Here is a 25,871-nt window from a genome sequence, read left to right as displayed (position 1 = left end):
TCCCCGCAAACTCTATCCGCAGCGTCACCGCAGGGCCGAGAACACCCCGCCCGCCACGACCGCACCGACCACCGCCCCGACGACGACCTGCGCCACCGTGTGGTCCTTCAGCGCCACCCTCGACCATCCGACCAGCCCCACCAGCGGCGCCGTCACGATCAGCAGCCAGCCGTACACCAGCACCAGGATCACCAGCGCCCCCGCGGCCACGGCGGTGTGGATCGACATCTTCCACCAGTGGTTGACGACCGCCGCGACGACCAGGCCGACCCCACCCGCGACGACCGCCGCGAGCAGTTCCTGCTGCGCGTCCAGCCCGACCAGCACCACGAACCCGACCGCCACCGACACCAGACCGACCAGCAACGGCCCCCGCCGCTGCCGGTGATCCCCCACGTGCCGGTCCGTGAGATCCCCGCGCCGCACCCCGCGCAGGATGTACAGGAACGGCAGCACACTCTCGAACACCGCCGCGACGATCCCCAGCAGCAGCCCGCGCCCCACGCTCGGCGCCCCGTGCACGGCCAGCAGCACGAGCAGCACCGACACCAGCACCGCCGGCGCCAGCACTTCGGTCACCCCACGAGCGATCCGCTGCACGATCACCGCCGTACCGTACAGAAACCCCGCGGCGCCCCACGATCCGCGCACGCCCGCCGCCCACAGCCGGGACGTGCCGGCCGATGCGCTCCCCCGTTGAAGCACATCGACCGGCACCCCCAGCCCCGCGCCGGCGCACACGATCCCGTCCAGCGCCGCGTGCCCGGTCCGCCTCGACCGACTGAGCACGCCCTTCCGGCCCGCACCCGGCCCGGCCTGCTGACCTCCGAGCCACCACCCAGCCGGTCCGCGCCCGACCGGCCCGCACCCGACCGGCCTGACGGCTCCGAGCCACCGCCCGACCGGTCTGCGCTCAACCGGCCTGCAGGACCGTGAGCCACTGCCCAGCCGGCCGATGTTCAATCTGCCGGGCCTCGAACTGCTCAGCCCGACGTCAGCTCGCACCAACACGCAGCGGGCCGCACCCCTGACCCGCCCTGCCCCGATGACGCAGGCCGGACTCCCCCAGGTCAGGAACTGGGCGCGGTGCGACGTCCTCGGCCCGCGCGCCGCCGAGGCCACCCAGTCACCCGTCCCGACCGGGACTCAGCACGAGGGGCTGTGCTGAGACCCACGGCCCGACGCCGCGGCGACGAATACCGGAGCCCGCCAGCGCCGCTACTCAACGCCGAACCCGACGACGCCGCAACCGACACCGCAGCCCCGACGGCGCCGCAACCGACACCGGAACCCCGGCTGCACCACCGCCAACGCCCGAACCCGACAGCGCCAGAGCCCAGCCCCGACGGCGCCGCAACGACACCGGAGCCCGCCAACGCCGCCACCACGCCGAACCTGACGGCGCCGCAACGACACCGCAGCCCCGGCTGCGCCGGCGCTGCCGCAACGGCCCCCGACGGCCCCCGCCGGCGCCGCAACGACACCGCAGCCCCGGCTGCGCCGGCCCTGCCACAACGGCCCCCGACGGCGCGCCGCAACGACACCGGAGCCTGACGCCGCCGCAACCGACACCGGAACCCCGGCTGCACCACGCCAACGCCCGAACCCGACGACGCCAGAGCCCAGCTCTGCCGCAACCGGCCCCCGACGGCACCGCGCCGACACCGGAGCGCGACGGCGCCGCAACGACACCGCAGCCCCGACTGCGCCGGCCCTGCCGCAACGCCAACGCCCGGACCCGACGACGCCAGAGCCCAGCTCTGCCGCAACCGGCCCCCGACGGCACCGCACCGACACCGGAGCGTGACGGTGCCGCAACGGATGCTGCGGCCCTGCAACGACGCAACCGACACCGGCCGCGCCGCAACGGTTCTCGACGGCGGCGCAGCCAGCACCGGAGTCCGGCGGCGGTGGGGCGCACGTCGCAGCTCGACAGCGCCGCACCCGACACCCGATGACGCAGGAACCGGCGACGGAGCCCCGTAGCGCCGCGGCGGGTGGTCCGCGGCGCCGGGGTTGGTCAGCGCTTCCAGAAGGCGCCCCTGGACTTGGGCGGGTCGGGGTGGTCGCCCGAGACCTTGTCGAGCTCCTCGAGGACCTGCTGCCACAGCTCGTCGAGGGGCTGGGAGGCGATGGCCGCCGGGGTGAGGCGGTCGGCGAGGAGGCGCAGGACGCCGATGCCGAGCACCGCCAGGCGGGAGCCCAGGTCTTCGAGCAGCTCACGGCGCTCGAAGTCGGGGCGGTCGGCGGCCTCGCGCAGGCGGCGGGCCTCCTCGGCAGCGAGCTGGCGAAGCTCCGCCGAGTCGGCGCGCTGGCGCTCCGCCTCGACCGACGGCTGCGCCGATGCCGGCGGCTGCGGACGGACCGAGCCCCGGCTGCGCAGCGCCCGGGCGCCGCCGCCGGCGGGACGGGCGAACACGCTGCCGCCGCCGCCCACCGACTTGCGGTGCACGGTGCCACCCGGGGCCGACGGCGGCGCCATCGGTGGCATCGGCGGCGGCCCGCCCGGTGCGGGTGCGGGCATCGCGACGGCCCGGGCCAGGTCCGGCGCGGACCCGGCATACGACATCGACGTCGGGTGCAGCGGCGGCGGAGGCACCGCGGTCGGCAGCTCCCAGCCGGCGGGCGACTCGACGGGCTGCACCACCTGGCGCGGCTCGGCGCCGTCGGTGACGACCCGCTTGTCGACCGCCACATACGCGGTGAACCGGCACAGCACCCCGAAGCGCAGCGACACCTCGGTGATCCGCCGCTCGAGCTCGCCGTCGTCGCCGGTGGCGGCCCAGCGGGCGCCGGGGCCGGCGACATAGGCGTCCTCCAGGTCGCGCAGCAGCGCGCGGGCCCAGATCGCGGTGAGCGCCGGGTTGTCGTGCTCGGTGGCGGTGACCGTGGTCGACCATGGGGTGCCGTCGTGCATGGTGCCGGCGACGGTGAGCGTGCCGCCGGCCGGGCCGCGGCACCGCCCGGTGACCACGAACGGCACGCCGGGGAACACGTCGGGCAGCCGGGCCGGTGTCTGGGTGCCGTCGATGAGGTCGAGCCCCTCGGCGGTGACGGTGACGCCGCTGACGACGGGCGCCCCGATCCGCCGGTGGATGCGGTCCATGGCCTCGTCGAGCCGGTCCTCGCTCTCGACGAGCTCGCAGCGGCCACCGCCGGCGATCGCGAGGCGGCCGAGGAACCCGGCGTTGACCGCCTGGTCGATGCCGACGGTGTGCACCCGCACCCCGCGCAGCGTGCCCGCGACGGTCCGCAGGATCTGGTCCTCGTTGCCGACCTGACCGTCGGTGACCAGGACGAGCACCCGGTCGCGGTCGCCGGTGCCCGAGCCGAGCAGCTTCAGCCCGTCGATGAGCGGCTGGAGCAGCTCGGTGCCGCCGCGGGCCTCGACCCGCGACAGGTGCTCGACGGCGCGGAAGCGGTGCCGGTCGGTGCCGTCGGACAGGCCGGACGGCAGCGAGCCGGGCGTCTCTACCCGGTCGTCGAAGGACAGCACGGCGAAGCGGTCGGCGGCGGTGAGGGTGTCGACGATGCGGGCGGCGGCGCGGCGCGCCGCGACCATCTTCCAGCCGCCCATGCTGCCGGAGCGGTCCAGCAGCAGCACCACGTCCTTGGCTCTCGGCGGCGCCTGCGACTCCGGCGGCAGCACCGTCAACCGATAGGTGCCCTCGCCGCCCTCGGCGTCGGGCACCACCGCGAGACCGGCCTCGCCGGCGCCATAGGCCAGCCGGAGCACGAAGTCACGGTCGGCCCGCTCGCCGGGGCGCACCGACACGGTGCGCTCGGTCTGCTGCACGGCGTGCAGGCTGGAGCGGACCTCGCCGAGCGGCAGGCCGGCCGGGTCGATGTCGACGTCGATGCTCAGGCGCAGCGGGTTGGGGAAGCCGGGCAGCAGGACCGGCGGCGTGATGCGGGACGCGTCGGGCACGGCGTCGGTGTCCAGGGCGTGACCGGCGCCGACACTGTCACCGTCGAGGGCGCCGCCCGGGATGTAGCGCGGGGCGACGACCAGCGGGAACCGGAACGTGGCCTCGCCGTCCTCGAACGCCAGCGGACCCGCCAGTGACAGTGACACGCTGACCCGCTCGCCGGGCAGGATGTTGCCGACCCGCATGGTGAACACGTCGGGCCGCTCCTCCTCGGCGATCGAGGCGCGCTGGCCGGCGGCGACGGCGCGGTCATAGGTCTCGCGGGCGGCGCCGCGCTCCTGCAGCTCCGCCTCGACGACCCGCCCGTCGGCGGTCATCGCCATCCGGGTCACGGCCGCCCGGTCGGGCAGCGGGAAGACATAGGTGGCCTCGAGGGGCACGTCGTGGACGTTGACGAACTCCTGGGTGAGGTCGATGCGCGCGACCAGGCCGGTGATGGCGGTGCGCACGTCGATCCGGTCGAGCGGCAGGTTGCCCCGCTCGGTGCGCAGCGCGCCGAGACCGGCGTCGTCCTTCGGTGCGGCGACCCGCTGGGCCTCCGCCTCGGTCATCGTGGCGACTCTCATTGCCCACTCCCTAGCTCGGCACTCGTATCACGCGTCGGTCCGTTGGCCAGGCCCCGCGCTGCCAGCAGCTCCAGCAGCGGCTTGGCGGCCGCCTGGATCGCGGCCACGTCGTCGGGTCCAGGTGTGCCGGGCAGCAGCAGCGTCACGTCACCACTCAGCGGCACCCCGCTGAGCAGTGCGGGCGGTGGCGCCGGTGGTGGTGTGTGCGGTGCGGGCGGCTCGGCCCAGAACCGTGTCCTGGGTTGCTCGTGCTTCGGCAGGTCGGCGATCTCCCACAGGACAGCGTCGGGCGCCTCGGCAAGCTCGATCTGGATGTCGGCGATCCGCCTGCCCTCCGACTGGCGGCGCTTGATCGCCACCAGCTGCGCAAGGTGTCGCGGACCGTAGAGCGCGGTGCGGCCCCGCATCGTCGGGCGGTCGACGAGGCCGATCGTCGCATACCACCTGATGGCACGGGCGTCGGGAACGTCGCGCACCCGACCATTGGGTGCGCCCGCATAGGCGGTGCCTTCGAGCGCGGCGGCAACGCGTGCCGTCAGCTCGTCGAGCGTCCATCCTGTCGCGGTCACCCGTCAACTATGACACTGTCACATGACACTGTCAACAAACCGGGGCAGCCGGACCTCGGCCCGCACCCCCGGCCGCGCGTCCAGCAGCCGCACCGTGCCGCCGTGCCGCCGGACCAGTTCACGCACGATCGCCAGGCCGAGGCCCGTGCCGCCGGCGTCGCGGGCCCGGCCGTCGTCGAGGCGGGTGAAGCGGTCGAAGACCCGCTCACGCAGCGGGCCCGGGATGCCCTCCCCGTCGTCGGTGACAGTGACGACGACCTCCTGGCCGTCGGACTCCGCCTGCAGCACCACCCTGGTGCGGGCGTGCCGGACCGCGTTGTCGGCGAGGTTGAGCACCACCCTGATGAGCGCGTCCTGCTCGCCCTCCACCCACAGCGACTCACCCGACGGTTCGACGTCGACGCTGGTGTACCGCTTGGCCAGGGTCCTCAGGAGGCTCTGCATCTCGACCGGCTCCCGCGCCACCCGCCGCCCGTCGCGCTCGTCCGCCCTGGCCAGCAGGAGCAGGTCGTCGACCAGCCGCGACAGGCGGTCCAGGTCGGTCAGCAGGTCGTCGCCGACGGTCTGCCAGTCGCCGAGCTGCTGCGCCACCTCGACCTGGATGCGCATGCTCGCCAGAGGGCTGCGCAGCTCGTGCGCCGCGTCCGCGATGAACGACCGCTGCCTCGCGCGGGTCGTCGCGAGCCGGTCCAGCATGTGGTTGAGCGTCACCGCGAGGCGCTGGATCTCGTCGCTGGACGGCGGCACCGGCAGCCGCTCGTCGGTCGCCGCACCGGTGATCCGCTCGGCGGACGCGCTGAGCCGGTCCACGGGCGCCAGCGCCTGCCCGACGACCTTCCAGGCGATCGCGACCAGGATGCTGATCAGCGCCGGGTACGTCACCCACAACGACGTCTTCAACAGTTCGAGGCTGCGGTTGTAGTCGCCCAGCGGCACCGCGACCAGGACGATCCTGCCGTCGACCTCCCGCGCCGTGACCCGCAGCTGATCGGGCTGCAGCGCCCGGTCGCCGGACACGGTGACCCGCTCGTGCAGGGCCTTGTCGATCTCGTCGCGATGCAGCAGCGGTACGAGCAGGTCGGCGTTCCGGTCGCCGGCGACCACCCTGTGCTGGGCGTCGAGCACCTGGACCACCTGCCCGGCAGGCGCCGGCAGCGGCGACGGCAGCGTCGAACCCTCCTCCAGCAGGGCGGCGATCTCAGCGATCGTGGTGTCGGCGGAGCGATCCAGCGTGCCCCGGATGCTGAACGTCATCGCGGTCGCCATCGCCACGCCGGCGATCGCCAACCCGACGACCAGCCCACTCGTACCGAGGAGGACGAGGCGACCCCGAAGCGACAGCCGCGACCACCAGATCATGCCCCCTCCGCTCCGCTTCGGCGGCATGACCTTCGACCCTGAGCCTGCCGATTCGCGGCTCCTACGCTGCGCTCCGGACCGCTCATGCCGACCGCAGCCGGTATCCGGCGCCACGGACCGTCTCGAGGACGTCGCGACCCAGCTTGCGCCGCAGGTAGCCGACGTAGACCTCGACGGCGTTGGGCGCGGTGTCGATGCTGGCGTCCCACACGTGGTCGAGCAGCTCGGTCTTCGACACCACCTGCCCGGGGCGGCGCATCAGGTACTCCAGCAGCGCATACTCCCGCGCGGTCAGCACGATCTCCTCGCCGCCGCTGGTGACCCTCCGCCGCGCCGGATCCAGGGTCAGCTCGCCGACCGTCAACACGCTCGGCCGCTCCGGCGCGCCGCGGCGCAGCAGCGCGCGGAGGCGGGCGACCAGCACCACGTACGAGAACGGCTTGGTCAGGTAGTCGTCGGCGCCGCAGTCGAGGCCGTCGGCCTGGTCGTACTCGCCGTCCTTCGCGGACAGCATGAGCACCGGCACCCAGTTCTTCTCCGCGCGCAGCGCCGACACCACACGATAGCCGGACAGGCCGGGCAGCATGATGTCCAGGATCACCGCGTCATAGCCGCCGTGTCTGGCCAGCTCGAGGCCGGTCGGCCCGTCCCCGGCGACGTCCACGGCGAACCCTTCCGCCTGCAGGCCGCGCTGGAGCGCGCCCGCCATACGGATCTCATCCTCGACCACCAGCAGCCTCACGTGCACCAGCGTGGCACGCTGTGCTGTGGGAACGCACAGGCGGTCTCAGCGATGTCACAGCCGACCCCACGCACCATGGTCGGCAGGAGGTGTACCCAATGTCGAAGTTCACGTCACGACCTGTCCTACGGTGGGCGGTGCCCGCGGTCGCCGCGGTCGCCGTGGTGGGTGCCGGCGTGGCCGCAAAGACCCTCGCCGTCGCCGCCGAGCCGAACCTGCCGCCGCGCACCGCCGCCCAGCTGCTGGTCGATCTGCAGACCGCGCAGCTGGACGGCCTGTCCGGCACCGTCGTCGAGCGCGCGGACCTGGGCCTGCCGGCCCTGCCGGCGCTGCTGGGCGAGCAGAGCTCGGAGCTCACGTCGCTCGTGTCGGGCAAGCACACCCTGCGCGTGTGGTACTCGGGACCTGACAAGGCCCGGCTGTCACTGCTCGGCACGCAGGGCCAGAGCGACATCATCCACAACGGCGCCGACACCTGGACCTGGAACAGCAAGTCCGCCACGGCACAGCACTACAAGAAGAACGGCGCCGAAGCGGACCCGACGCAGAAGGGTCCGGTCCCGAGCGAGCTGCCGAAGAGCCCTCAGGAAGCGGCCGACCTCGCCCTCAAGGCGATCGACCCGACCACGCAGGTCTCCATCGGCAACTCCGCGAAGATCGCCGGCCGGGACGCGTACGAACTGATCCTGCGCCCCCGTGACACGGCGTCGACGATCGGTCAGGTGCGCCTGGCGATCGACGCGCAGGAGAAGCTGCCGCTGCGGGTGCAGGTGCTCGCCAAGGGCGACTCCAACCCGGCGTTCGAGGTGGCGTTCACGCAGGTGAGCTTCGCCCGGCCCGACGACGCGCAGTTCGTGTTCAACCCGCCGGCCGGCACCAAGGTCGAGGAGGCCGACCCGGGCAAGGCCGAGGGCGCCGGCAAGCAGCCGCAGCACGGCGGCCAGCAGAACGGTGAGCAGCCCAAGAGCACCGTCATCGGCACCGGCTGGACCTCGGTCTTCGTGGTGCGGACCGGGCAGCCGGGCCAGGCCTCGGCGGACCCCGCCGAGGAGAAGAAGGTGCAGGACGCCATCAACCAGCTTCCGCTGGGCAACGGCGGCCGGACGTTCAACAGCAAGCTCTTCAGCGTGCTGATCACCGACGACGGGCGGGTCCTGGCCGGCGCGGTGAGCCCGGAGCGGCTCTCGCAGGTGGCCGCGGACCCGGCGGCGGCACTCAAGTAGTCAGACAGAGGTTCACTGAGGGACCGGGGCGGCCTTGCCCCGGTCCCTTTCCTCGTGCCGGGCCGCCGCGGCGCGGTGCAGCGTCGCGATCGAGTACATGTCGCGGGCCCGCCGCAGCAGCTCCTCCTCGGACTCGGTGTTCTGCCGCACGGAGAAGCCGACCGTCGTGTACGCCAGGACGCTCAGCAGCACACAGGCGACCACGCAGACCGGCGTGAGCAGCGCCAGGGGGCTCGCACCGCTGATGGGCTCGCCCGACGGCATGGCGTCCACCCGTACCGCGGCCATCACCGCGTAATGCGTGCTGCAGGCCGCCACGGCCATGATCGTCGCGGCGACGCCGAGCGCCTTGTTGCCGCGGACCGTCGACACGCACCACAGGGACACCGTCGCCCCGACGACCGCCGCGACGACGGCGGCCAGGGCGGTCGCCGGGTCGTAGCCGACGGTCCCGGCGACGCGCATCGCGAGCGGCGCGGTGCCGTACGCCGCGGTCATGCCGAGCCCGGTGACGGTCCCGGCCGGCAGCACCTTCCACAGCGACGGCCGGCCGAAGCCGACGACGTACAGGCCCAGGCAGTACACCACCACCGCGATGCCGAAACCGAGCGCCGTGATCGGCACGTCGTAGCGGACCACGGAGTCGGGCACATCGGTGCCGAGCAGCGCCATGAAGTGCGGCACCCAGCTGCCCGCTCCCCCGATGGCGACGGCTGACAGTGTCAGCCACCGGGCTCTGCTGCCGCCGCTGGACGCCCTGGACCGGGCGGCGATGAACACGCCGAGCAGGCATCCGAGGAGCGCCAGGGCGAGGGCGAGCGCCGGCGTGATGGCGCCGTAGGCGAAGTGCTCCACGATGCCCATTCAGCCAGCCCGATGCCCGGGCCGGTCGGACAACATGTGCGGGTTTGCCCTCACCCTACGGGGGTAGCTGAGAGTGAGCACCGAGAGTTAGGGGAGCGCACATGAGTCAGGTTGTGGAGAGCGTCGACGTGGCCGTGCCGGTCCGGACCGCTTACAACCAGTGGACCCAGTTCGAGGAGTTCCCGGCGTTCATGCACAGCGTGCGGGAGATCCGCCAGCTCGACGACACCAGGTTGCACTGGGTGGTGGAGTTCGCCGGTGTACGGCGTGAGTTCGACGCGCGCATCACCGAGCAGCACCCGGACGAACGGGTCGCCTGGACATCGACGGAAGGCCCCAAGCATGCCGGTGTGGTGACGTTCCACCGGCTCGACGACACGCACAGCAGGGTGACCGCACAGCTCGACATCGACCCGGAGGACTTCGTCGAGAACGTCGCCGACAAGGCCGGCATCGTGGACCGGATGATCAAGTCCGACATGGCCAAGTTCCGCGAGTTCATCGAGCATCGGGGCACGGAGACCGGCGCCTGGCGCGGCGACGTGGCCTCCCCGTCCGCCGCTCCAGCCGCCCCGAAACCCGGGTCGTGGCTGCACGGTGACGCGATCCAGGCCGCGCCCGACCTCACGCAGAGCACCGACATCACGCGCATGCCGGACGCCGACGACTCCCGGCACGCCATCTGAGCTCCACTCTCCACCGCACCGGAAAGGCCGGCCGGCCAGCGTTCGCGCTGACCGGCCGGTGTGCTGTGTTTCCGGGGTTGCCGCCGGCGTGCTGTGTTCTCCGGGGCTATCGCCGGCGTGCTGTGATGAGCAGGCGGCCGCTGCCCAGGGTGTACGGTGTGCCGTCCGGCCCGCCGAACAGCTCGACGTCCGCGAACCCACCGTCGCGCAGCAGCGTGCCGAGGTGCCCGCTGGTGTAGACGTGGTGCACGGCCGTCGCGGTGAACCGCTCCCCGCCGCGCGTGAACGTGTACGTGCTGAGCATCCGGCTCGCGGCGACGTCGTACTCGGTGGCGGACTCGACGGTGATGTCGCCGGTGCGCATCACCCGGTCCTCGGCGGTGAAGCCGGGCAGGACCGTCTCCGCCGCCGCGTTGAAGTCGACGACGAACCAGCCGCCGGGGCGCAGCGCCGCGGCGGCCGCCGCCACGAACTCCGGCAGCTCGACCGGCTCCAGATAGCCGAAACTGTTGCCGAGGCACAGCACGGCGTCGAACTCGCCGGTCCGCGGGATGTCCCGCATCTCGGCGACCCTGAACTCGACCTCCAGGTCTTTCTTCGCCTGTACCGCGTGGGCGACGGCCTCTTCGGAGAGGTCGACGCCGGTGACGCGGTGGCCGCGGGCGGCGAGGGCGAGGCTGTGCCGGCCGCTGCCACAGGGCACGTCGAGCACCCGTGCCCCGGGTTTGATCCTCGTCTCGATGAAGTCGACGTCGGCGGCGGTCATCTCGGGTCCGGCGGCGCGGCGCCAGAACTCGTTGGGAAGCTCGGTGAAGAAGTCCGCGTACCACGCGGACTGGACGTGCTCGGACAACTGAGGATCTCCTCTTGGACGTGCGCGATCGGGGTCTCTGCGTCACCCGGGCACACCTCGGCAGACCATCGGACCGCGTCGGGTCCGTGGTTCACCGGCGACCCGGGACTCTGTCCCGGGCAGGCATGGCATCCTCCAAGAAGCTGTCGCGCCGACGGTACCAGCGACGCATCGACAGCCGGTATCGCCTACTCGACAGATCGGCGCTGCGCGGGGAGCCGCGTCTCCGCCGGGGTCGTGCTCTCCGAGGGCGTGTAGCGGCCCGACTCCATCGACCAGTCCACGTTGCCCCGGACCCAGTGCACGAAGTCGCCGGCGACGGCCGCGACCGCGAAGTCTCCGGCGAGCGGCCCGGCCTGGAACCGCTCACGGGCCGCGATGAACTCCTCCACCAGGGCGTCGTGCTCGGCGACCGCCACGCGGACCGCCGCCTCCACCGGCAGCCGGCGCTCGTGCCGCAGGGCGAGCACGATGTTGTGGTGGTCGCCGGCGGCCTCCTCCTTCGGCCACGACACGAGGTCGTTGAAGATCGCGGTGATCATCCCGGCGGACCGGCGCATCACGGCGAAGTCCGCGTCCTCGAACACCGCCGGGGCCAGCTCGACGCCGTGCATCGGCTCGATGAGGTCGAAGAACATGTCGATGGCCGCCGTGCGGAAGCGCATGGTGCGGTACTCGGCGACCGGCGGCGGACGGTTGGCGGCGCGGTTGCCGGCCTCCCAGACGGTGGCCTCCAGATAGTCGCCGACGTGGGCGACGAACCGCTCCCGCCAGGCGGACCCGACGCGCTGACTGGTGCGCCGCCACACCTCGGCGACGGCTCTGAGGTGGCCATTCGGGTCCTCGCCGTCGTCGGCCAGCAGCTGCATGACCTCGTCGACGAGGCGCCTGGTCGCCGCCGGGTCGCCGGCCCGCTCGAGGCGGTCGTCGAGGGCGAAGACGCTGATCAGCCAGGCGGTGGCGAGCCGCAGCTCGGCGGGTGCGGCGTCGGGGTAGGTGCGGGCCATCAGGTTGGCGAACCTCGCCCTGGCGAACGCGGCCCGGGCGCCCGGGCGGTCGAGCAGGCCGTGCCTGGTGGCCCACTGCAGCGACCAGCGCTGGACGCTGTCGGCGTGCGGTGAGAGGCGCGGCGCGAAGGGGCACAGGACCGCCAGCGTCGACTGCATGATGCACCCCTCTTGCCCAGGAGGTCTTCATGTTCGCTTCTTTTCAGGCTTTTCGCGACCCTGTTCGAGGGTTTTGAGATCTTCCTCCTGTTTGTCGAGTTGTGCACGGATCGCACAAGGGGCGTACTGAACTTGACCGACATCCATGGGTCTTCGGCCCTCGGCGGCCGTGAAAAAGTGTCGTACCCCGGCGCTATCGTGCGCTTGTTCCGATCTTCCGCTGCTGTTTGCTCGGCTCTTCTGCTTGTTCGGCTGCTTTCTTGGAGGTACGGCCATGTATCGACAAGGTGACGTGCTGCTGGTGCCCATCGCCGCCGGTGAGGTGCCCACGACCGCGGTGCCCGCCCCGCGCGACCGCTCCGGCCGCATGATCCTCGCCCGTGGTGAGGCGACCGGCCACGCCCACGTGATCGTCGGCCCCGACACGCTGCTGCTCGCCGACCGCGACGACATCGACCGGCTCTTCGTCAGGGTCGTCTCCAAGGCGAGGGTCGTCCACGAGGAGCACGGCTCGATCACGATCCCCGCCGGGTCGTACCGGATCGTGCGCCAGCGCGAGTACGTGCCCGGCTCGTGGCGTCCGGTGGCCGACTGATGACCACGACCCCGCTCACCTCCGAGACCAGCGCCGCGGCGCTCGGCGCCAACGCGGCGAAGTGGCTCGCCGCGGGCCTGTCGACCGCGCCCGCCGACCGCGAGGCCGCCGCCGAGGCGGTCCGCCTGGCCTACCGCTCGGCCGGCCTGCCCGAGCCCGCGCACATCGTGTGGTTCGCCTCACCGGCCGCGGGCGCCAGGGCGGCGGCCCTGCTCACCGGCCGCCGCGACCTCCCGGGCCCGGCCGCCGCCGCGCGACCCATGACCACCGCCGCCCGCCGTGCCGCCCGGGCCGGTCTCACCCTGCCCACCACCCGCCTGGGTGTGGGGACCGCGGCCTCCTTCAGCGACGACGACGTGCTCGTGGCCGAGCAGCTGCGCGCCCAGGGCTGCCCGCCTGTCCCGGGCACGGCCGGCGTCTCGGTCCGCGCCGCCGTCCGCACCACCCCGTGGGCCGCCGCGCGCGCCGAGGTCCACGAATCGCTCGGCCCCGACGGCTGGGCCCGCCTGTGGGCCGCCTGCGGCGCCGACGTGTGGCGCATGGTCAACGACCGCGTCGCCGTCCCGCTGCGCACCCACCTGCGCAACGAGCTCCCCGCCCACGCCCGCACCGTCCTCCTCGACGCCGTCTCCGGCCAGCACGACGCGGGCTGGCTCGCCGCCTTCGACGCCGCCGCCTCCCGCGCCGACACGCCCGGCGCGCTGCAGGTGCCCGCTCCTCGCACCGGGGGTTCGCGCCCGGGCGGCTCCCCGGAGGACCCCGCGTCCGGCGTTTCGCCGGGCGACGATTCCGGGAGCGGAGGGTGGGGCGACGATTCCCGGAGCGGAGGGTGGGGCGGCAGTTCGCGGGGCGGTGGCTCCAGGGCGGGCGGTTCCCCGCGCGGCGGCGCTCCCGGCGGGTGGGCCGGCAGTTCACGGGGCGGTGGTCTCCGGGCGGACAGCCCGCGGGGCGGCGGCCGGTCCGCTGAAGTTCAAGATCTGCGGACGGGCGGCGCCTACTCGCCCGACGGCTTCGAGGTCGATGCCCAGCGAGTCGACGGCGCGAAGGCCGACGGGGGCAGGGCCGACACCGCCGTGCTGCGTGCCGCGCAGCGGCTCGCGGGTCTGGCGGGGGTGGCGCGGTCCGCCGGGTGGTGGTGGCCGTATGCCAACGTCGCCATCCTGACCGACCGGCCCGACGAGCTCCACCGCGACAACGTGGGCCGGCTGCACGCCGCCGACACGCCCGCGCTGCGGTACAGCGACGGGTTCGCGCTGCACGCGTGGCGCGGCATGCCGATCCCCTCGGAGCTCGTGCACCGGCTCGCCCGCCTGACCCATGCGGAGATCGCCGCGGAGCGCAACGCCGAGCTGCGGCGCGTCATGCTCGAGCACTTCGGCTACGAGCGCTATCTGCGAGAAGCCGGCGCGCGGCGGCTCAGCTCCGACGCGTGCGGTGTCCTGTGGCAGCTGCGCTTCGCCGACGACGAGCCGCTCACCATGGTGGAGGTCATCAACAGCACCCCCGAGCCCGACGGCACCAGCCGCGTCTACTGGCTGCGCGTCCCACCGGCCACCCGCACCCCTCGCGAGGGCGTGGCCTGGACGTTCGGGCTCACCGAGCAGGAGTATCAGCCGCTGGTCGAGACCTGATCCCCGCCGGTTGGCTGTCGGGGGTCAGCCGCCGCCGTGGTGTGCCTCGATCTGCGCGCGGCTCGGGCCGAGGTCCGGCCAGTCGCGCTTCGGGTCGGTCTCGACGAGCTCGACCGTGTCGCTGGGGCGGACGCGGGCGGGCAGCTCGCCGAACCTGGCATGCCGCAGGAAGGCCAGGTCCGGATCGGTGAACGTGATCCTGGCCGAGCCGTCGTCCGCCGTGTCGCTGGTCATACCGACAATCGTCCGCCGGGCCGAGGTCCTCACGCAAGCACCCAGCCGCCGTGCACAGGTGCCCAGTGGCCGTGCGAGGCCCACCGGTCGTCGAGCACAGCGCCAAGTGGCCGTGCACACGCTCGCCGGCACGCCGTGCGCAGCCCTTTGGTCGCTGTGCACAGGACCGCTGATCGCCGTCTACCGGCTCGCCGGGCGCCGTGCACAGCGCCAAGTGGCCGTCCACACGCTCGCCGGCCGCCGTGCAGGTCGCTGGTCGTCGAGCGCGGGCCCCCAGGCGCCATGCGCAGGCATGCCTGCTGGCCCGCGGATGTCTTCACCGTCTTTGCGCGGGGCGTCTCTGCCGCCCTGCGGCGGGTGCCGCGGCGTCGATGCTGCCGGGCCCTTGGCCGTTCCGCGGGTGACGAGCCGGGGCGGTTCCGCGGGTGGCTGGTCGCGGTGGGTTCGAGGGGTGACGGGGCACGGCAGGCGGGGTTTTGGGATGCGGCGTGGACCGCGGGACATGAGAATGGGGCGATGCCGAGTGTGGGGCGGGCGAAGGTGCTCGCGTACCGGACCGTCGCCAACCAGCTGCACGAGCGGGTCGACGCCGACCCGGGCGACCTCGCGGTGCTCGACCTCGGGGTGCCCAACGTGCCGGCCGGGACGGCGCGGCAGGCCCTCGCCGCGCGGACGAGCAGGTTCGACGGGGACCTCGCGATGGTGTGGTCGACCCGGGGCGCGCGGCACCTGCACCGGCGGGCGGACCTGCCGGGGCTGGTCGCGGCGCTGTGGCCGGTGAGCGACGCCGACGCGGAGGCCAGGTTCGGCAGCAAGCAGATCCCTGACGGCGGCAAGCTCGGGATCGGCGCGTTCAGGGCGACGGCCGAGGCGTTCGCGGCCGTGGTCAAGGGGCCGATGTCGAAGGGTGACGCGAGCCGGGGCGTCAGCGACCTCGTCCCGGAGGCGTTGACCTACTACTGCGGGCCGTGCAAGGCGACGCACATCTCCGGGTCGGTGTTTCAGCAGGCGGGGCTCGCGGGTGGGGTGCAGCTCGACGAGGCGGCGGCGACCAGCGTGCTGCTGCCGGTCGACGACCCGGCGCCCGTGCCGGAGGGGGCGGGCGACCCGTCGGGGCTGATCCGCGCGTACCTGCGGCTGCTCGGACCCGCGACGCCCAGTGACGTCGCGAAGTACCTCGGGACGACCGTGACGGCGGTGAAGCCGGCGTGGCCTGGTGGGCTGGCCGAGGTGAGCGTCGACGGGCGCAAGGCGTGGATTCCCGAGGAGTGCCTGGCGGACCTGCTGGACGCCGGGCCCGTGCACGGGGTGCGGCTGCTGCCGGCCTCCGATCCGTTTCTGCAGGCGCGGGACCGCAGCGTACTGACGCCGCAGAAGGAACGGGAGAAGGAGGTCTGGCGGGTGCTCGGCAACCCCGGGGCGCTGCTGGTCGACGGGGATCTCGCCGGGTCGTGGCGGGCGAAGGTCGCGGGGAAGCGGCTGGCGGTGACGGTGTCGGCGTGGGGGTCGCTGCGGGCGCCGGTGCGTGCCGCGATCGACGAGGAGGCGCAGCGGATGGCGGCCGCGCGGGGCATCCCCACCGCCGAGGTCACCGTCGAGCGTGGGGATACTTGAGCGCATGGGTTACTTGATCGCGTTCGCGTCGCGGCGGTTGGTGGAGGACGAGTCGCTCCTCCCTGGGTACGTGTATCACGACCCCGAGGACGCGACCCTGCCGGCCGCGCCCGACGGGCGGAAGGCCAGCGGGTGGAACCTGCTGGTCGGCGACGAGACCGACGAGCAGCTCGCCGACGCGGGTGAGCTGCTCATGCCCGACCTGGAGTGGCTCGTCGAGCGGTACCCGGCGTTCGGCAAGATCGTCAGCGCGGGTTCCGAGGGGCGGCAGTTCGAGTGGGACGCCGACTCCGGCACCTACACCGACGTCGGCCCCTCCACGTTCCAGGACTGAGGCCCCGGCACCGGCAGGCTGATCGACGACGGGGCCAGGAGCTCCTGCCGGACGGCGCGTAGCTCCAGCTCATGACCGAGCGGCGCGCCCGTGCCCGGGTTGCGCGAGAAGCGCGGGTGCGCCCCGCCGCTGACCTGCACCCGGATGCGGCGCCCCGCCGCGAACCGGTATGCGGTCGGCCACAGCTCCACCCGCACCGCGACCCCGCCGCCGCCGGTGGCGCGGGCGAGTCCGTCGCAGATGTTCCACGAGCGGTCCTGCTCGTCCACCTCGCACAGGCGGACGAACACGTCGAAGTGCGGCACGAGGTCACGGTCGGTGAACGCCGTGCCGTCCGGCCGGACGCAGGCCGCCTGGACGGTGATCTCCGCGGCGATCGGGCCGACCACCTCCAGGGGCTCCTCGAGCGGCTCGGACGTGAACGTCAGCACGTCCGGCCGCGCCTCGAGCGGGCGGTTGTCGCGCCGGCCGGAGATCTTGCCGATGAGCCGCGGCCCGCCGAGCGCCGGCGTCGGGTCCTTCGGGTCGTAGGTGAACCCGTCCAGCCGCTCGCCGTCCGGTGCGGCGGTGGTGCTCAGGCCACCGTCGCGGCGCAGGTGCCACTGGCGCGTCGCACCGTCCGCGGGTGGCCATTCCGGCAGCTCCCGCCACGTGTCGGTGCCGCCGATGTGGACCCGGACGGGCCGTTCGCGGATCTGTTCCGGGCCGCCGGTGTGCGCGCGGAACCAGGCGACGGCCTCGGCCGCCGAGTGCTGGAAGAGCCCGGCGCTGCCATGGTGCCAGGGGCCGACGGTGAGGTGGGGCTGGAGACCCGCCGCCCGTAACGCGGTGTAGTCGGCCAGTTGCCATGGCAGGAAGATGTCGTACCAGCCACCTATCATCAGGACCGGCGCGGTGACCTTCGGGAGGCTGTGGGTGTGGCCGCGCTGGGTCCAGTAGGAGGAGGTGGGGTCGGCCTCGGCGAGCCACCGCTGGAAGAACTCGACCTCGGCGCCGGTCGTGATCCGGTCCGCCTCGGCGAGCGGCACGCGGGCGAGGCCGCGCTGCAGCCTCGGCTGGCCGCGCAGCAGCTCGACGGCGTTGTCCAGGCGGGTGCCGCGCTGCGCGTCGAGGATCGCCGACCAGGTGAGCACGGTGTCGAGGGAGAAGGCGCCACCGGCGTAGGTCGGCGGGCCGAAGTCGGAGGCGGTGACGATCGTGGCCATCGCCTTGAGCTCGTCGCCCGCCTCGGCCGCGAGCGCCCACTGCACGAAGCCGACGTAACTGGGGCCGTAGGTGAGGAGGCGGCCGTCGTACCAACGCTGCAACCGCAACCAGTCGAGGGTGTCGAGACCGTCCTCGCGCTCCTGCAGCAGCGGCTCGAACGTGCCGCCGGAGTCCGCCGTGCCCCGGCACGACTGGATCAGCACGTTGAAGCCGCGCTGGGCGACGGCCCGGCACAGCACGCTGGTGGGTGCGCCGCGGCCGTAGGGCGTGCGCACCAGTACCGAGGGCAGCGCGGCGTCGAGGGCCGGGCCGTAGTGGTCGGCGCGCAGGATCGCGCCGTCGCGCATCCGGACGGGGATGCCCTTGGTGACGCGGACCCGCCCGGTCAGCGCGGGCGGCAGCTTCAGCAGTCGGCCTACCGGGTCGAGCCTCATGCCGCCCTAGGTTAGTAGTCGTTGCAGCAGCGGCCCATGAGCGCCTTGACGTTGTTGACGTAGTTCCAGTTGGTGATCCCGGCGTCACCCTTGGTCAGGTCGACCGCGCCGGCGCCGTTGTTGTAGGCGGAGATGACCGCGTTGAGCAGCGCCGGGTCGGCGCCCATGATGTCGAACGTGCCGAGTTGCTCGCCGAAGTAGCGGATCGCCCAGGCCAGGTACTGCCCGCCGAGCATCACGTTGTCCTTCGGGGTGTCGATCTGCCAGCTGGTGCCGAAGCGCTGGTTCATCCAGGTCTCGGTGTCGGGCATGACCTGCATGACGCCGACGCCCTTGTCGCAGGCGTAGATGTTGGACTGCCAGCCGCTCTCCTGGTCGGCGACCCCGTACAGCAGCCGCTTCGGCACCCTGATGGCCTGCACCTCGGCGGAGGTGTTGCTGCCCCAGAACTGCTTCACCGACGCCGCGTCCAGATACTCGCGGACGGTCGACTTCGGCAGCTGGGTGCCCTTGTACGTGGGCTGGCAGCCGGGTTTCGTGCTGACCTTCGGCGGCGGGGGCGGCAGCGCGGTCTGCTTCGGCGGCGCGATCGACTTCTTCGGCGCGGCCTTCGAGGGCGTCGCGGACGGAGTGGGGCTCGGCGGCGGCGCCGACGTCGCCACCACGACCACCTCGCTCGGCTCGGCGCTCGGCTCGGCCTCGGTCGGCGACGGCCGCGAGCCGGCGGCGGACGTGGGCTTCGGATCCTGGCCCTTGGCGAGGACCGCGAGCCCGCCGAGCGCGATCAGGACGACCACGACGAGCGCGCCCAGTAGGAAGATCATCCCCGGGCGGCGCCGGCGCGGCGCGTCCTCTTCGATCCCCCAGCGCTGCTCAGCGGTGTCGTCGTCCTCATAGAAGCTGCCGTAGCCCATCGATGCCTCCCCGTCCTGGCACGCTATCGCGGACCGCGCGGGCCCGCTGTCCCCTATGACGCCAGAGCAGGCCGTTTCGATGAGTCGGGGCGCGGTACATCACATCGCGCACTGTGCGTGACGACGCGCTCGGGCCACCTGGAACAATGGCGGTCATGCAGACCCGCGCAGACCTCCGCAACGTCGCCATCGTCGCTCACGTCGACCACGGCAAGACCACCCTTGTCGACGCGATGCTGCGGCAGAGCGGCGCGTTCCACGCGCGCGCGGAGCAGGTCGACCGGGTGATGGACTCGATGGACCTGGAGCGCGAGAAGGGCATCACCATTCTCGCGAAGAACACCGCCGTGCGCTATGTCCCTGCCGACGGCGGAGCCCCGACCACGATCAACATCATCGACACCCCCGGCCACGCCGACTTCGGCGGTGAGGTCGAGCGCGGCCTGACCATGGTCGACGGCGTGGTGCTGCTCGTCGACGCCTCCGAGGGCCCGCTGCCGCAGACCCGGTTCGTGCTGCGCAAGGCGCTGAAGGCGCGCCTGCCGATCATCCTGGTGATCAACAAGGTGGACCGTCCCGACGCCCGGATCAAGGAGGTCATCGACGAGACGTATGAGCTCTTCCTCGACCTCGACGCCGACGAACACCAGATCGAGTTCCCGATCGTCTACGCCTGCGCCCGCGACGGCATCGCCTCGCTGAGCCAGCCCGAGGACGGCACGGTGCCCGCCGACAGCGACAACCTGCAGCCGCTGTTCCAGACGCTGCTCAACACGATCCCCGCCCCGTCCTACACGGAGGACGCGCCGCTGCAGGCGCACGTCACCAACCTCGACGCGTCGCCGTTCCTCGGCCGCCTCGCGCTGTGCCGGGTCCGCGAGGGCAAGATCCGCAAGGGCCAGACCGTCGCGTGGATCCGCACCGACGGCACGGTCCAGAACGTCCGCATCTCCGAGCTGCTGATGACGCAGGGCCTGGAGCGCAAGCCGGCCGAAGAGGCCGCGCAGGGCGACATCATCGCGCTCGCCGGCATTCCCGAGATCATGATCGGCGAGACCCTCGCCGACGCGGAGAACCCGGTCGCGCTGCCCCTCATCACCGTCGACGAGCCGGCGATCTCGATGACCATCGGCACCAACAACTCGCCGCTCGCCGGCAAGGTCAAGGGCACCAAGGTCACCGCCCGTCTGGTCAAGGACCGCCTCGACCGCGAGATGATCGGCAACGTGTCGCTGCGCATCCTCCCGACCGAGCGCCCCGACACGTGGGAGGTCCAGGGCCGCGGCGAGCTCGCCCTCGCCATCCTCGTCGAGCAGATGCGCCGCGAGGGGTACGAGCTGACCGTCGGCAAGCCGCAGGTCGTCACCCGCGAGATCGACGGCAAGGTGCACGAGCCCGTCGAGCGCCTCACGATCGACGCGCCCGAGGAGTACCTCGGCGCGATCACCCAGCTCCTCGCCACCCGCAAGGGCCGCATGGAGCAGATGGTCAACCACGGCACCGGCTGGATCCGCATGGAGTGGCTGGTCCCGGCGCGCGGCCTGATCGGCTTCCGCACCGAGTTCCTCACCGACACCCGCGGCACCGGCATCCTGCACCACGTGTTCGAGAAGTACGAGCCGTGGTTCGGCGAGCTGCGCATGCGCCCCACCGGCTCCCTCGTCGCCGACCGGGCCGGCGTCGCCACCCCCTTCGCGATGATGAACCTGCAGGAGCGCGGCTCCATGTTCATCGAGCCCACCACCGAGGTGTACGAAGGCATGATCGTCGGCGAGAACTCCCGCGCCGACGACATGGACGTCAACATCACCAAGGAGAAGAAGCTCACCAACATGCGCTCCTCCGCCTCCGACGAGACGGAGAAGCTCATCCCGCCGCGCAAGCTCACCCTGGAGCAGGCCCTCGAGTTCTGCCGCGAGGACGAGTGCGTCGAGGTCACCCCGACCGCCGTGCGCATCCGCAAGGTCATGCTCGACCAGAAGGACCGCGAGCGCGTCGCCCGCAAGCGCGCCCACGCCTGACCCGTCCGCTGAAGGGGCCGCTCCGGCGGCCCCTTCAGCGTCTCCGGCGGACGTTCCCCTACTGGATGTAGCCGCGTAGGTGGTGTTCTTCGGCCCGCCGGACCTGCCGGGCGATCTCGCGCGATCGGCGCGGCGCCCGATCGCGCCGGCGTTCGCGGCTGTGCGGTGCTGGGGCCGGCCACTGGGCCAGCGCGATCAGACACTCGAGTTCACGGCACATGGCTCACCTCCCTGCGCGTGACGACGCCGCTACGCGGCGATGATGTCGGCGACGACGCAGGCGATGTTGTCCGGTGCGCCGGCGGCGTAGGCGAGGTCGATCAGCCGTTGCACTGTCGGTTCGGGTTCGCCGGTCCCGGCGAGGGCGGTGTGCAGGTCGGTGCGGCTGACGACGGACGACAGGCCGTCGGAGCACAGCAGGTAGCGGTCACCGGCCACGGCGGTGCGCAGCGCGAGGTCGGCTTCGATGGGCTGGCCGCCACCGCCGAGGGCGCGGGTGAGCAGGGCCCGCTGCGGGTGGGCGGCGGCCTGGTCGGGGCTGAGCTTGCCGTGGTCGACCTGGCTCTGGACCCAGGTGTGGTCCTGGGTGAGCTGCGAGAGCTCACCGCCGCGCAGCAGGTAGACGCGGGTGTCACCGATGTGCACCAGGGCAAGCTGCGAGCCGCGCCGCAGCATCGCGGTCAGGGTGGTGGCCGGCTGGTTGTCGTCCGTGGCGGTGGCGCGCACCGCGCGATCGACGTCGTCGACGGTCCCGGCCAGCATGGCGAGCAGGTCGACGGCCGGCTTGTCGGCCAGCTCGAGCGGCTTGAGGGCGTTGACGGCCGCGGTGCTGGCGGCGGCCCCGGCTCCGCGGGTGCCGTCGGCGACGGCCAGCAGCCGGTCGCTGGCGTAGGCGACGTCCTCGTTGCTGTCGCGTCCGTGGCCGCGGTCGCAGCGCACGGCGTAGCGGACGGTCAGGGTGGGGTTCGTGTCGGACATGGTGGCGCCCTTCCTGGACAGGTGCTCGACGAGGCGGGCGGCGTGGTGGGCGCGGGTCGCGGTGTCGGCGGTGACCTGCTGCCAGTAGGCGGTGACCGCTTTCGCCGCCGCGCCGGGCTCCAGGCCGCACACGGTGCGGATGTCGGCCAGCGGCATGCCGATGCGGCGCAGCTGGGCGATCAGCCCGGCGTGCGCCAGCTGCTCCGGGTCGTAGAACCGGTATCCGGTCTCGGGATCGACCGCGGCGGGCGTCAGCAGCCCGACCTCGTCGTACAGGCGCAGCGCCTTGGGTGTCAGCCGCGCCGCTCGGGCGAACGCGCCGATCGTCAGCAGCTCCACGGTGTCATCCTCCTCGTGCCGGCCGGGCGGCCGGCACGGACCACGGTCGGGCTTCCCCAAGGGTGAAGGTCAAGCGCCGGGCAGCACCTGTCGGTATCGCTCCTTCAGGAAGCACCGGCGTCCGCGGCGGTTCAGGCGTCGCCGATGAGGGAGGCGTGCGGGACGGACCAGAGTGGCTGCTCGTGGGGGACGCGCTCCAGCACCCCGCCGGCGAACACGGTGTACAGGGGCAGGCTCCGCAGGTGCACGTAGCCGATGTGACAGTCGCACTCCTCCTTCGGGCAGGGCGCCGCGGTGCGGCGCCAGGTGTCGTCGTACAGGTTGCCGAGCGGCTCGGGCACGAAGTGGCACCGGCGTACCGTGCCGTCGCCGAGCACGGAGATCACCTCGTCGCCGGTGCGGCACGCGAGCCCGCGGGACCGGTGCGGCCTGACGCTGTAGCCGAACAGCGGGTCGATCGCGGTCCACGCGGCCTCCTCCGCCGGCGCGTACGTGTGGCCGTCGGCGGCGTTGACCCACAGGTACACCTCGGGCGGCAGCGACGCACGCAGCGCCTTCGCGTCGGGAAGGTGCGCGGGCAGGCCGACGATGCCGACGGAGTGCCGGATGCCGTGCCGGTGCAGCGTCGCCACCTGCAGCAGGAAGCGCTCCAGGCTCGTCTGCCCGGGGTGGTACGTGCACCACAGCGCGAGCGTGTCAGGGTCGGCGTCGGCGACCCAGCCGAGCCGCCCCGCGAGGTTGGTCTGGATCGCGGCCCGCCGGACGTGCGGCAGGTGCGACAGGCGGACGAGCGCGGCCCGGTACCAGGACCGCGTCAGCCCTTCGCCCCACGGCGTGAACAGCACCTCGATCGGCTCGGCGGGGTGCGTCTCGACCCAGCCGACGAACCGGTCGAGCGCGGCCCGGTCCTCACGCAGCAGTTCGGGCGGGTCGTGCCGCTTCGCGAACGGGCAGTACGGGCAGTCGTAGTTGCAGCTCGCGAGCGGGCCGCGGTAGAGGATCTTCATCGCGGCCCATGCCCGGCCATGGCGGCACGGACGCCCACGGAGCGGAACTTCATCGCGGCCCATGCCCCGGCCATCGCGGCACGGACGCCCACGGAGAGGAACTTCATCGCGGCCCATGCCCCGGCCATCGCGGCACGGACGCCCACGGAGAGGAACCTCATCGCGGCCCATGCCCCAGCCATCGCGGCACGGACGCCCACGGAGAGGAACCTCATCGCGGCACGTGCCCGGCCATGGCGGCGCGGACGCCCGCGGAGATGAGCCAGGGCCCGATCGCGTCGGAGTGCGCGAGCCCCTCGGCCGTGAGCCGGTGCCCGTCGAGGTGGCCGCTGTCGCGGAGCCGGCCCAGCGCCGGGAAGTCGTCGTCCACACCGGTGCCGAACCGCGCCCGGTAGGCCGCCGGCTCGACCCCCGGCGCCCGCAGCAGCGACTTGAGCAGCCAGCGGCGGCGCTGCTCGGTGCCGTCGAGCGCGAACCCGACCTCGGCGACGTCGAAGTCCTCCGCGGGCCGCGCCAGATAGTCGTCCAGGATTCCCCGGACCTGCCGGACGCTCACCGCATAGTCGAACGAATAGTGCAGTTCCGTCGTGTACGACCTGGCCCCGCACCCCAGTCCGACCATGCCGTCGTCCTGGCAGCAGTACGCGGAGCCGTCAGGATCGCCGACCGGCGCGGCGTCCCGCCGCCGGAACGCGCGCATCGACTGCTGCTCGTACCCCGCGTCGGCGAGCAGGTCCACGGCGTGCCGGTAGAGCCCGAGCCGCTGCGCGTCCCATTCGGGGTCGGGCGTGCCCGGCGCGCGCCGGCCGAGCCCGGTCATCGGCCGCACGTACAGCGGGTACAGGTACAGCTCCTCGGGCCGCCACGTCAGCGCGGTCCGCAGCGACGCGGTCCAGGTGGCGGCGGTCTGGCCGGGGATGCCGTAGATGAGGTCGATGTTCAGCTCGGCCGGCCCCGCCGCGCGGATCGTGTCGAGGGCCCGGTCGACCTCGGCGCGACGCTGCGGCCGGCCCGCGGCGTGCGCCTCGGCGTCGAGGAAGCTCTGCACGCCGATGCTGACCCTGGTCGTGCCGCGCTCGACGAGGACCGCGAGCCGGTCGGCGGTCGCCGTGGCGGGCGACGTCTCCACCGACGTCGGCACCGCCCGCAGGTCCGCGCCGGTGGCCCGCTCGACCGCGTCGAACAGCCGGCTCAGCTCGGCCGCCGTCAGGTACGTCGGGGTCCCGCCGCCGATCGCGGCCCGCGCGTAGCTCGCGCCCGGCACGGCGGCGGCGACCCGGCCGGCCTGCCTGGCCAGCTGGCCGAGGTACGCGGTGACCTGCTCGGCGGGCGGCCTCGCCCTGGTGAACAGGTTGCAGAACCCGCACCGCATCTCACAGAACGGCACGTGGACGTAGAGGAACAGCGCGTCCGTCGCCTCCGCCGCCCACACGTCGGAGAGCGCCGGCCGGGGGCGAAGCGGCCGGTACGCGGTCTTGTGCGGGTACGCGTACAGGTACCCCTGATACGGAGATCCGAGCATCACCACTCCCCCGGCTCGAGCGTGAACTCGGCGTACGGCACCGTCCACACCACCTCGTGCGCGAAGCGGTGCCCGGTGTGCCCGTCCTCGCCGTACGCCGTGCCGTGGTCGCTGCACATGATCACGTGGCACGGCCGGCCGCGGGACGTGACGAGCCCGAACAGCGTCGGCAGGTGCCGGTCGACGTACGCCAGGGCCGCCCCGTGCGACGCGACCGTGTCCTCGGCGGCGCCGGGCAGGTAGTGCCGGTTGGGCTGGTGCATGGCGGCGACGTTGACGAACGTGAACAGCGGCCCGTCATCGGGCAGCACCGTCTTGAGCCGGTCGAGCTGCGCCTCGAAGCAGCCCGGGTTGGTGACCCCGAACTCCCGCGTCCAGTGCGCCTCGTCGAAGAGCCCCGGCAGCACCCCGCCCTGCGCCGACGTCATCGCGAAGAAGCCCACGCCGCCGATGCAGATGGTGTGGTACCCGACGGCCCGCAGCCCGGTGACGACATCGGCCTCGTCGAACTCCCAGGTGTCCTCGCCGACCGTCGTGCTGCCCGGGAAGCGCGCCGCGAACGGCCGCTCGTGCGGCCCCGGCGTCACCGGTGTCGGCAGAAACCCGCCGAAGAACGCATGGTGCGCCGCATACGTGAACGACGCCGGCGTGTGCCGCCGCTCCCACTCCCCGCCGGGAAGCACCTTCGCCAGGTTCGGCGTCCCGCCGGCCCGCAACTGCCCGACCGCGACGTCGTGCCGCAGCGTGTCCAACGTGACGAACAGCAGGTCATGGCTGCCGACGAACCGCTTCACCGCACGGCCCGGCTCTCCGCGACGCCCCCACGAGAAGTCACGCCCGTCGCCGGCACACCACCGTGAGCACCCCGCCCAGCGACCGTGACGCGCGAAGCAGCCGGCACGGCGACCGCGCCGCATGAAGCAGCCGGCCCAGCGACCGCAACGCGCGAAGCAGCCGGCCCAGCAACCACAGCGGACGGAGCGCCCGGCTCAGCGACCGTGACGCGCGAAGCAGCCGGCACGGCGACCGCGCCGCATGAAGCAGCCGGCCCAGCGACCGCAACGCGCGAAGCAGCCGGCCCAGCA

The 25,871-nt window shown here is 73.0% G+C and carries 23 protein-coding genes and 1 pseudogene; 8 read left to right on the top strand and 16 right to left on the bottom strand.

Annotated elements, in window-relative coordinates; genetic code table 11:
- Positions 1 to 24: 24 nt before the first annotated feature.
- Entirely contained in the window at positions 25 to 606 is a 582-nt protein-coding gene (locus ACFY3L_RS13330) for a phosphoesterase PA-phosphatase (protein WP_389322320.1), read from the bottom strand.
- Positions 607 to 955: 349 nt separating this feature from the next.
- On the opposite strand from ACFY3L_RS13330, the gene ACFY3L_RS13325 reads away from it, so the two are divergent.
- Positions 956 to 1,168: a hypothetical protein gene (locus ACFY3L_RS13325; protein WP_389322319.1), complete on the top strand. Its 213-nt coding sequence runs from the start codon at positions 956 to 958 to the stop codon at positions 1,166 to 1,168.
- An 852-nt stretch (positions 1,169 to 2,020) separates the two neighbouring features.
- On the opposite strand, the gene ACFY3L_RS13320 is transcribed toward ACFY3L_RS13325, so the two are convergent.
- From ACFY3L_RS13320 to ACFY3L_RS13305, 4 genes are all read right to left on the bottom strand, one after another.
- Positions 2,021 to 4,495 carry a VIT domain-containing protein gene (locus ACFY3L_RS13320; RefSeq protein ID WP_389322317.1) on the bottom strand — a complete coding sequence of 825 codons (2,475 nt, stop codon included), beginning with the start codon at positions 4,493 to 4,495 and terminating at the stop codon, positions 2,021 to 2,023.
- The gene (locus ACFY3L_RS13315; protein ID WP_389322315.1) at positions 4,492 to 5,064 is read right to left on the bottom strand and encodes a MerR family transcriptional regulator; all 573 of its coding nucleotides are present in this window, start codon (positions 5,062 to 5,064) and stop codon (positions 4,492 to 4,494) included. Before ACFY3L_RS13315 ends, ACFY3L_RS13320 begins: the two co-directional genes overlap by 4 nt.
- Positions 5,065 to 5,082: 18 nt before the next feature.
- A complete protein-coding gene (locus ACFY3L_RS13310) occupies positions 5,083 to 6,423 on the bottom strand; it encodes a sensor histidine kinase (protein WP_389322314.1) in 1,341 nt (446 codons plus the stop codon).
- Positions 6,424 to 6,505: 82 nt separating this feature from the next.
- Positions 6,506 to 7,165 carry a response regulator transcription factor gene (locus tag ACFY3L_RS13305; protein ID WP_033356782.1) on the bottom strand — a complete coding sequence of 220 codons (660 nt, stop codon included), beginning with the start codon at positions 7,163 to 7,165 and terminating at the stop codon, positions 6,506 to 6,508.
- Positions 7,166 to 7,263: 98 nt separating this feature from the next.
- On the opposite strand from ACFY3L_RS13305, the gene ACFY3L_RS13300 reads away from it, so the two are divergent.
- Complete coding sequence (locus ACFY3L_RS13300) at positions 7,264 to 8,388, top strand: outer membrane lipoprotein carrier protein LolA (RefSeq protein WP_389322312.1); 1,125 nt, start codon at positions 7,264 to 7,266, stop codon at positions 8,386 to 8,388.
- 12 nt (positions 8,389 to 8,400) lie between these two features.
- Here ACFY3L_RS13300 and ACFY3L_RS13295 read toward each other — a convergent pair whose 3' ends face one another.
- Complete coding sequence (locus ACFY3L_RS13295) at positions 8,401 to 9,252, bottom strand: MHYT domain-containing protein (RefSeq protein WP_389322310.1); 852 nt, start codon at positions 9,250 to 9,252, stop codon at positions 8,401 to 8,403.
- 101 nt (positions 9,253 to 9,353) lie between these two features.
- Here ACFY3L_RS13295 and ACFY3L_RS13290 point away from each other — a divergent pair.
- Positions 9,354 to 9,806: pseudogene (locus ACFY3L_RS13290) on the top strand (SRPBCC family protein); the annotation flags it as partial.
- Positions 9,807 to 10,044: 238 nt separating this feature from the next.
- Here ACFY3L_RS13290 and ACFY3L_RS13285 read toward each other — a convergent pair.
- Complete coding sequence (locus ACFY3L_RS13285) at positions 10,045 to 10,791, bottom strand: class I SAM-dependent methyltransferase (protein ID WP_389322308.1); 747 nt, start codon at positions 10,789 to 10,791, stop codon at positions 10,045 to 10,047.
- A gap of 188 nt (positions 10,792 to 10,979) precedes the next feature.
- Positions 10,980 to 11,957, bottom strand: a complete 978-nt coding sequence (locus tag ACFY3L_RS13280) for a hypothetical protein (protein ID WP_389322306.1) — start codon at positions 11,955 to 11,957, stop codon at positions 10,980 to 10,982.
- A 274-nt stretch (positions 11,958 to 12,231) separates the two neighbouring features.
- Here ACFY3L_RS13280 and ACFY3L_RS13275 point away from each other — a divergent pair, with 274 nt between their 5' ends.
- Both ACFY3L_RS13275 and ACFY3L_RS13270 read left to right on the top strand, forming a co-directional pair.
- Positions 12,232 to 12,552, top strand: a complete 321-nt coding sequence (locus ACFY3L_RS13275; protein ID WP_389322305.1) for a hypothetical protein — start codon at positions 12,232 to 12,234, stop codon at positions 12,550 to 12,552.
- The gene (locus tag ACFY3L_RS13270; protein WP_389322303.1) at positions 12,552 to 14,183 is read left to right on the top strand and encodes a DUF6745 domain-containing protein; all 1,632 of its coding nucleotides are present in this window, start codon (positions 12,552 to 12,554) and stop codon (positions 14,181 to 14,183) included. Before ACFY3L_RS13275 ends, ACFY3L_RS13270 begins: the two co-directional genes overlap by 1 nt.
- A gap of 24 nt (positions 14,184 to 14,207) precedes the next feature.
- Here the strand turns inward: ACFY3L_RS13270 and ACFY3L_RS13265 are convergent, their stop codons facing one another.
- Positions 14,208 to 14,417, bottom strand: coding sequence for a hypothetical protein (locus ACFY3L_RS13265; protein ID WP_389322301.1), 210 nt, complete (start codon positions 14,415 to 14,417; stop codon positions 14,208 to 14,210).
- 516 nt (positions 14,418 to 14,933) lie between these two features.
- Between ACFY3L_RS13265 and ACFY3L_RS13260 the strand changes: the two genes are divergently transcribed.
- Together ACFY3L_RS13260 and ACFY3L_RS13255 are read left to right on the top strand one after the other, a co-directional pair.
- Positions 14,934 to 16,031, top strand: coding sequence for a winged helix DNA-binding domain-containing protein (locus tag ACFY3L_RS13260; protein ID WP_389322299.1), 1,098 nt, complete (start codon positions 14,934 to 14,936; stop codon positions 16,029 to 16,031).
- 4 nt (positions 16,032 to 16,035) lie between these two features.
- Positions 16,036 to 16,365 (top strand): hypothetical protein, encoded by a 330-nt coding sequence (locus ACFY3L_RS13255; protein WP_389322297.1) that lies wholly within the window; start codon positions 16,036 to 16,038, stop codon positions 16,363 to 16,365.
- Here ACFY3L_RS13255 and ACFY3L_RS13250 read toward each other — a convergent pair.
- Both ACFY3L_RS13250 and ACFY3L_RS13245 read right to left on the bottom strand, forming a co-directional pair.
- Positions 16,329 to 18,005, bottom strand: a complete 1,677-nt coding sequence (locus ACFY3L_RS13250; protein ID WP_389322295.1) for a CocE/NonD family hydrolase — start codon at positions 18,003 to 18,005, stop codon at positions 16,329 to 16,331. The two genes, ACFY3L_RS13255 and ACFY3L_RS13250, sit on opposite strands and share 37 nt — an antisense overlap.
- Positions 18,006 to 18,016: 11 nt before the next feature.
- A complete protein-coding gene (locus ACFY3L_RS13245; RefSeq protein ID WP_389322293.1) occupies positions 18,017 to 18,919 on the bottom strand; it encodes a transglycosylase SLT domain-containing protein in 903 nt (300 codons plus the stop codon).
- Between the two features lie 155 nt (positions 18,920 to 19,074).
- Here ACFY3L_RS13245 and typA point away from each other — a divergent pair, with 155 nt between their 5' ends.
- Positions 19,075 to 20,940 (top strand): translational GTPase TypA, encoded by a 1,866-nt coding sequence (typA, locus tag ACFY3L_RS13240; RefSeq protein ID WP_389322291.1) that lies wholly within the window; start codon positions 19,075 to 19,077, stop codon positions 20,938 to 20,940.
- A gap of 249 nt (positions 20,941 to 21,189) precedes the next feature.
- Here the strand turns inward: typA and ACFY3L_RS13235 are convergent, their stop codons facing one another.
- The 5 genes from ACFY3L_RS13235 to ACFY3L_RS13215 all read right to left on the bottom strand — a co-directional run bounded on the left by ACFY3L_RS13235 (position 21,190) and on the right by ACFY3L_RS13215 (position 25,580).
- Positions 21,190 to 22,257, bottom strand: a complete 1,068-nt coding sequence (locus tag ACFY3L_RS13235) for a MerR family transcriptional regulator (protein WP_389322289.1) — start codon at positions 22,255 to 22,257, stop codon at positions 21,190 to 21,192.
- Positions 22,258 to 22,388: 131 nt separating this feature from the next.
- Positions 22,389 to 23,264: an STM4011 family radical SAM protein gene (locus ACFY3L_RS13230; protein WP_389322287.1), complete on the bottom strand. Its 876-nt coding sequence runs from the start codon at positions 23,262 to 23,264 to the stop codon at positions 22,389 to 22,391.
- Positions 23,261 to 23,479, bottom strand: coding sequence for a hypothetical protein (locus ACFY3L_RS13225; RefSeq protein ID WP_389322285.1), 219 nt, complete (start codon positions 23,477 to 23,479; stop codon positions 23,261 to 23,263). The genes ACFY3L_RS13230 and ACFY3L_RS13225 overlap by 4 nt, the downstream gene beginning before the upstream one ends.
- Positions 23,476 to 24,786, bottom strand: coding sequence for an STM4012 family radical SAM protein (locus tag ACFY3L_RS13220; RefSeq protein WP_389322283.1), 1,311 nt, complete (start codon positions 24,784 to 24,786; stop codon positions 23,476 to 23,478). Before ACFY3L_RS13220 ends, ACFY3L_RS13225 begins: the two co-directional genes overlap by 4 nt.
- The gene (locus ACFY3L_RS13215; RefSeq protein WP_389322281.1) at positions 24,786 to 25,580 is read right to left on the bottom strand and encodes an STM4013/SEN3800 family hydrolase; all 795 of its coding nucleotides are present in this window, start codon (positions 25,578 to 25,580) and stop codon (positions 24,786 to 24,788) included. The genes ACFY3L_RS13220 and ACFY3L_RS13215 overlap by 1 nt, the downstream gene beginning before the upstream one ends.
- Positions 25,581 to 25,871 lie beyond the last annotated feature (291 nt).

Origin of the sequence: Dactylosporangium sp. NPDC000521 (genome assembly GCF_042898305.1) — a bacterium.
Taxonomy (GTDB): Bacteria; Actinomycetota; Actinomycetes; order Mycobacteriales; family Micromonosporaceae; genus Dactylosporangium.
Note: the sequence above shows the minus strand (reverse complement) of the source record. Positions and strands in the feature narration are given on the sequence as shown.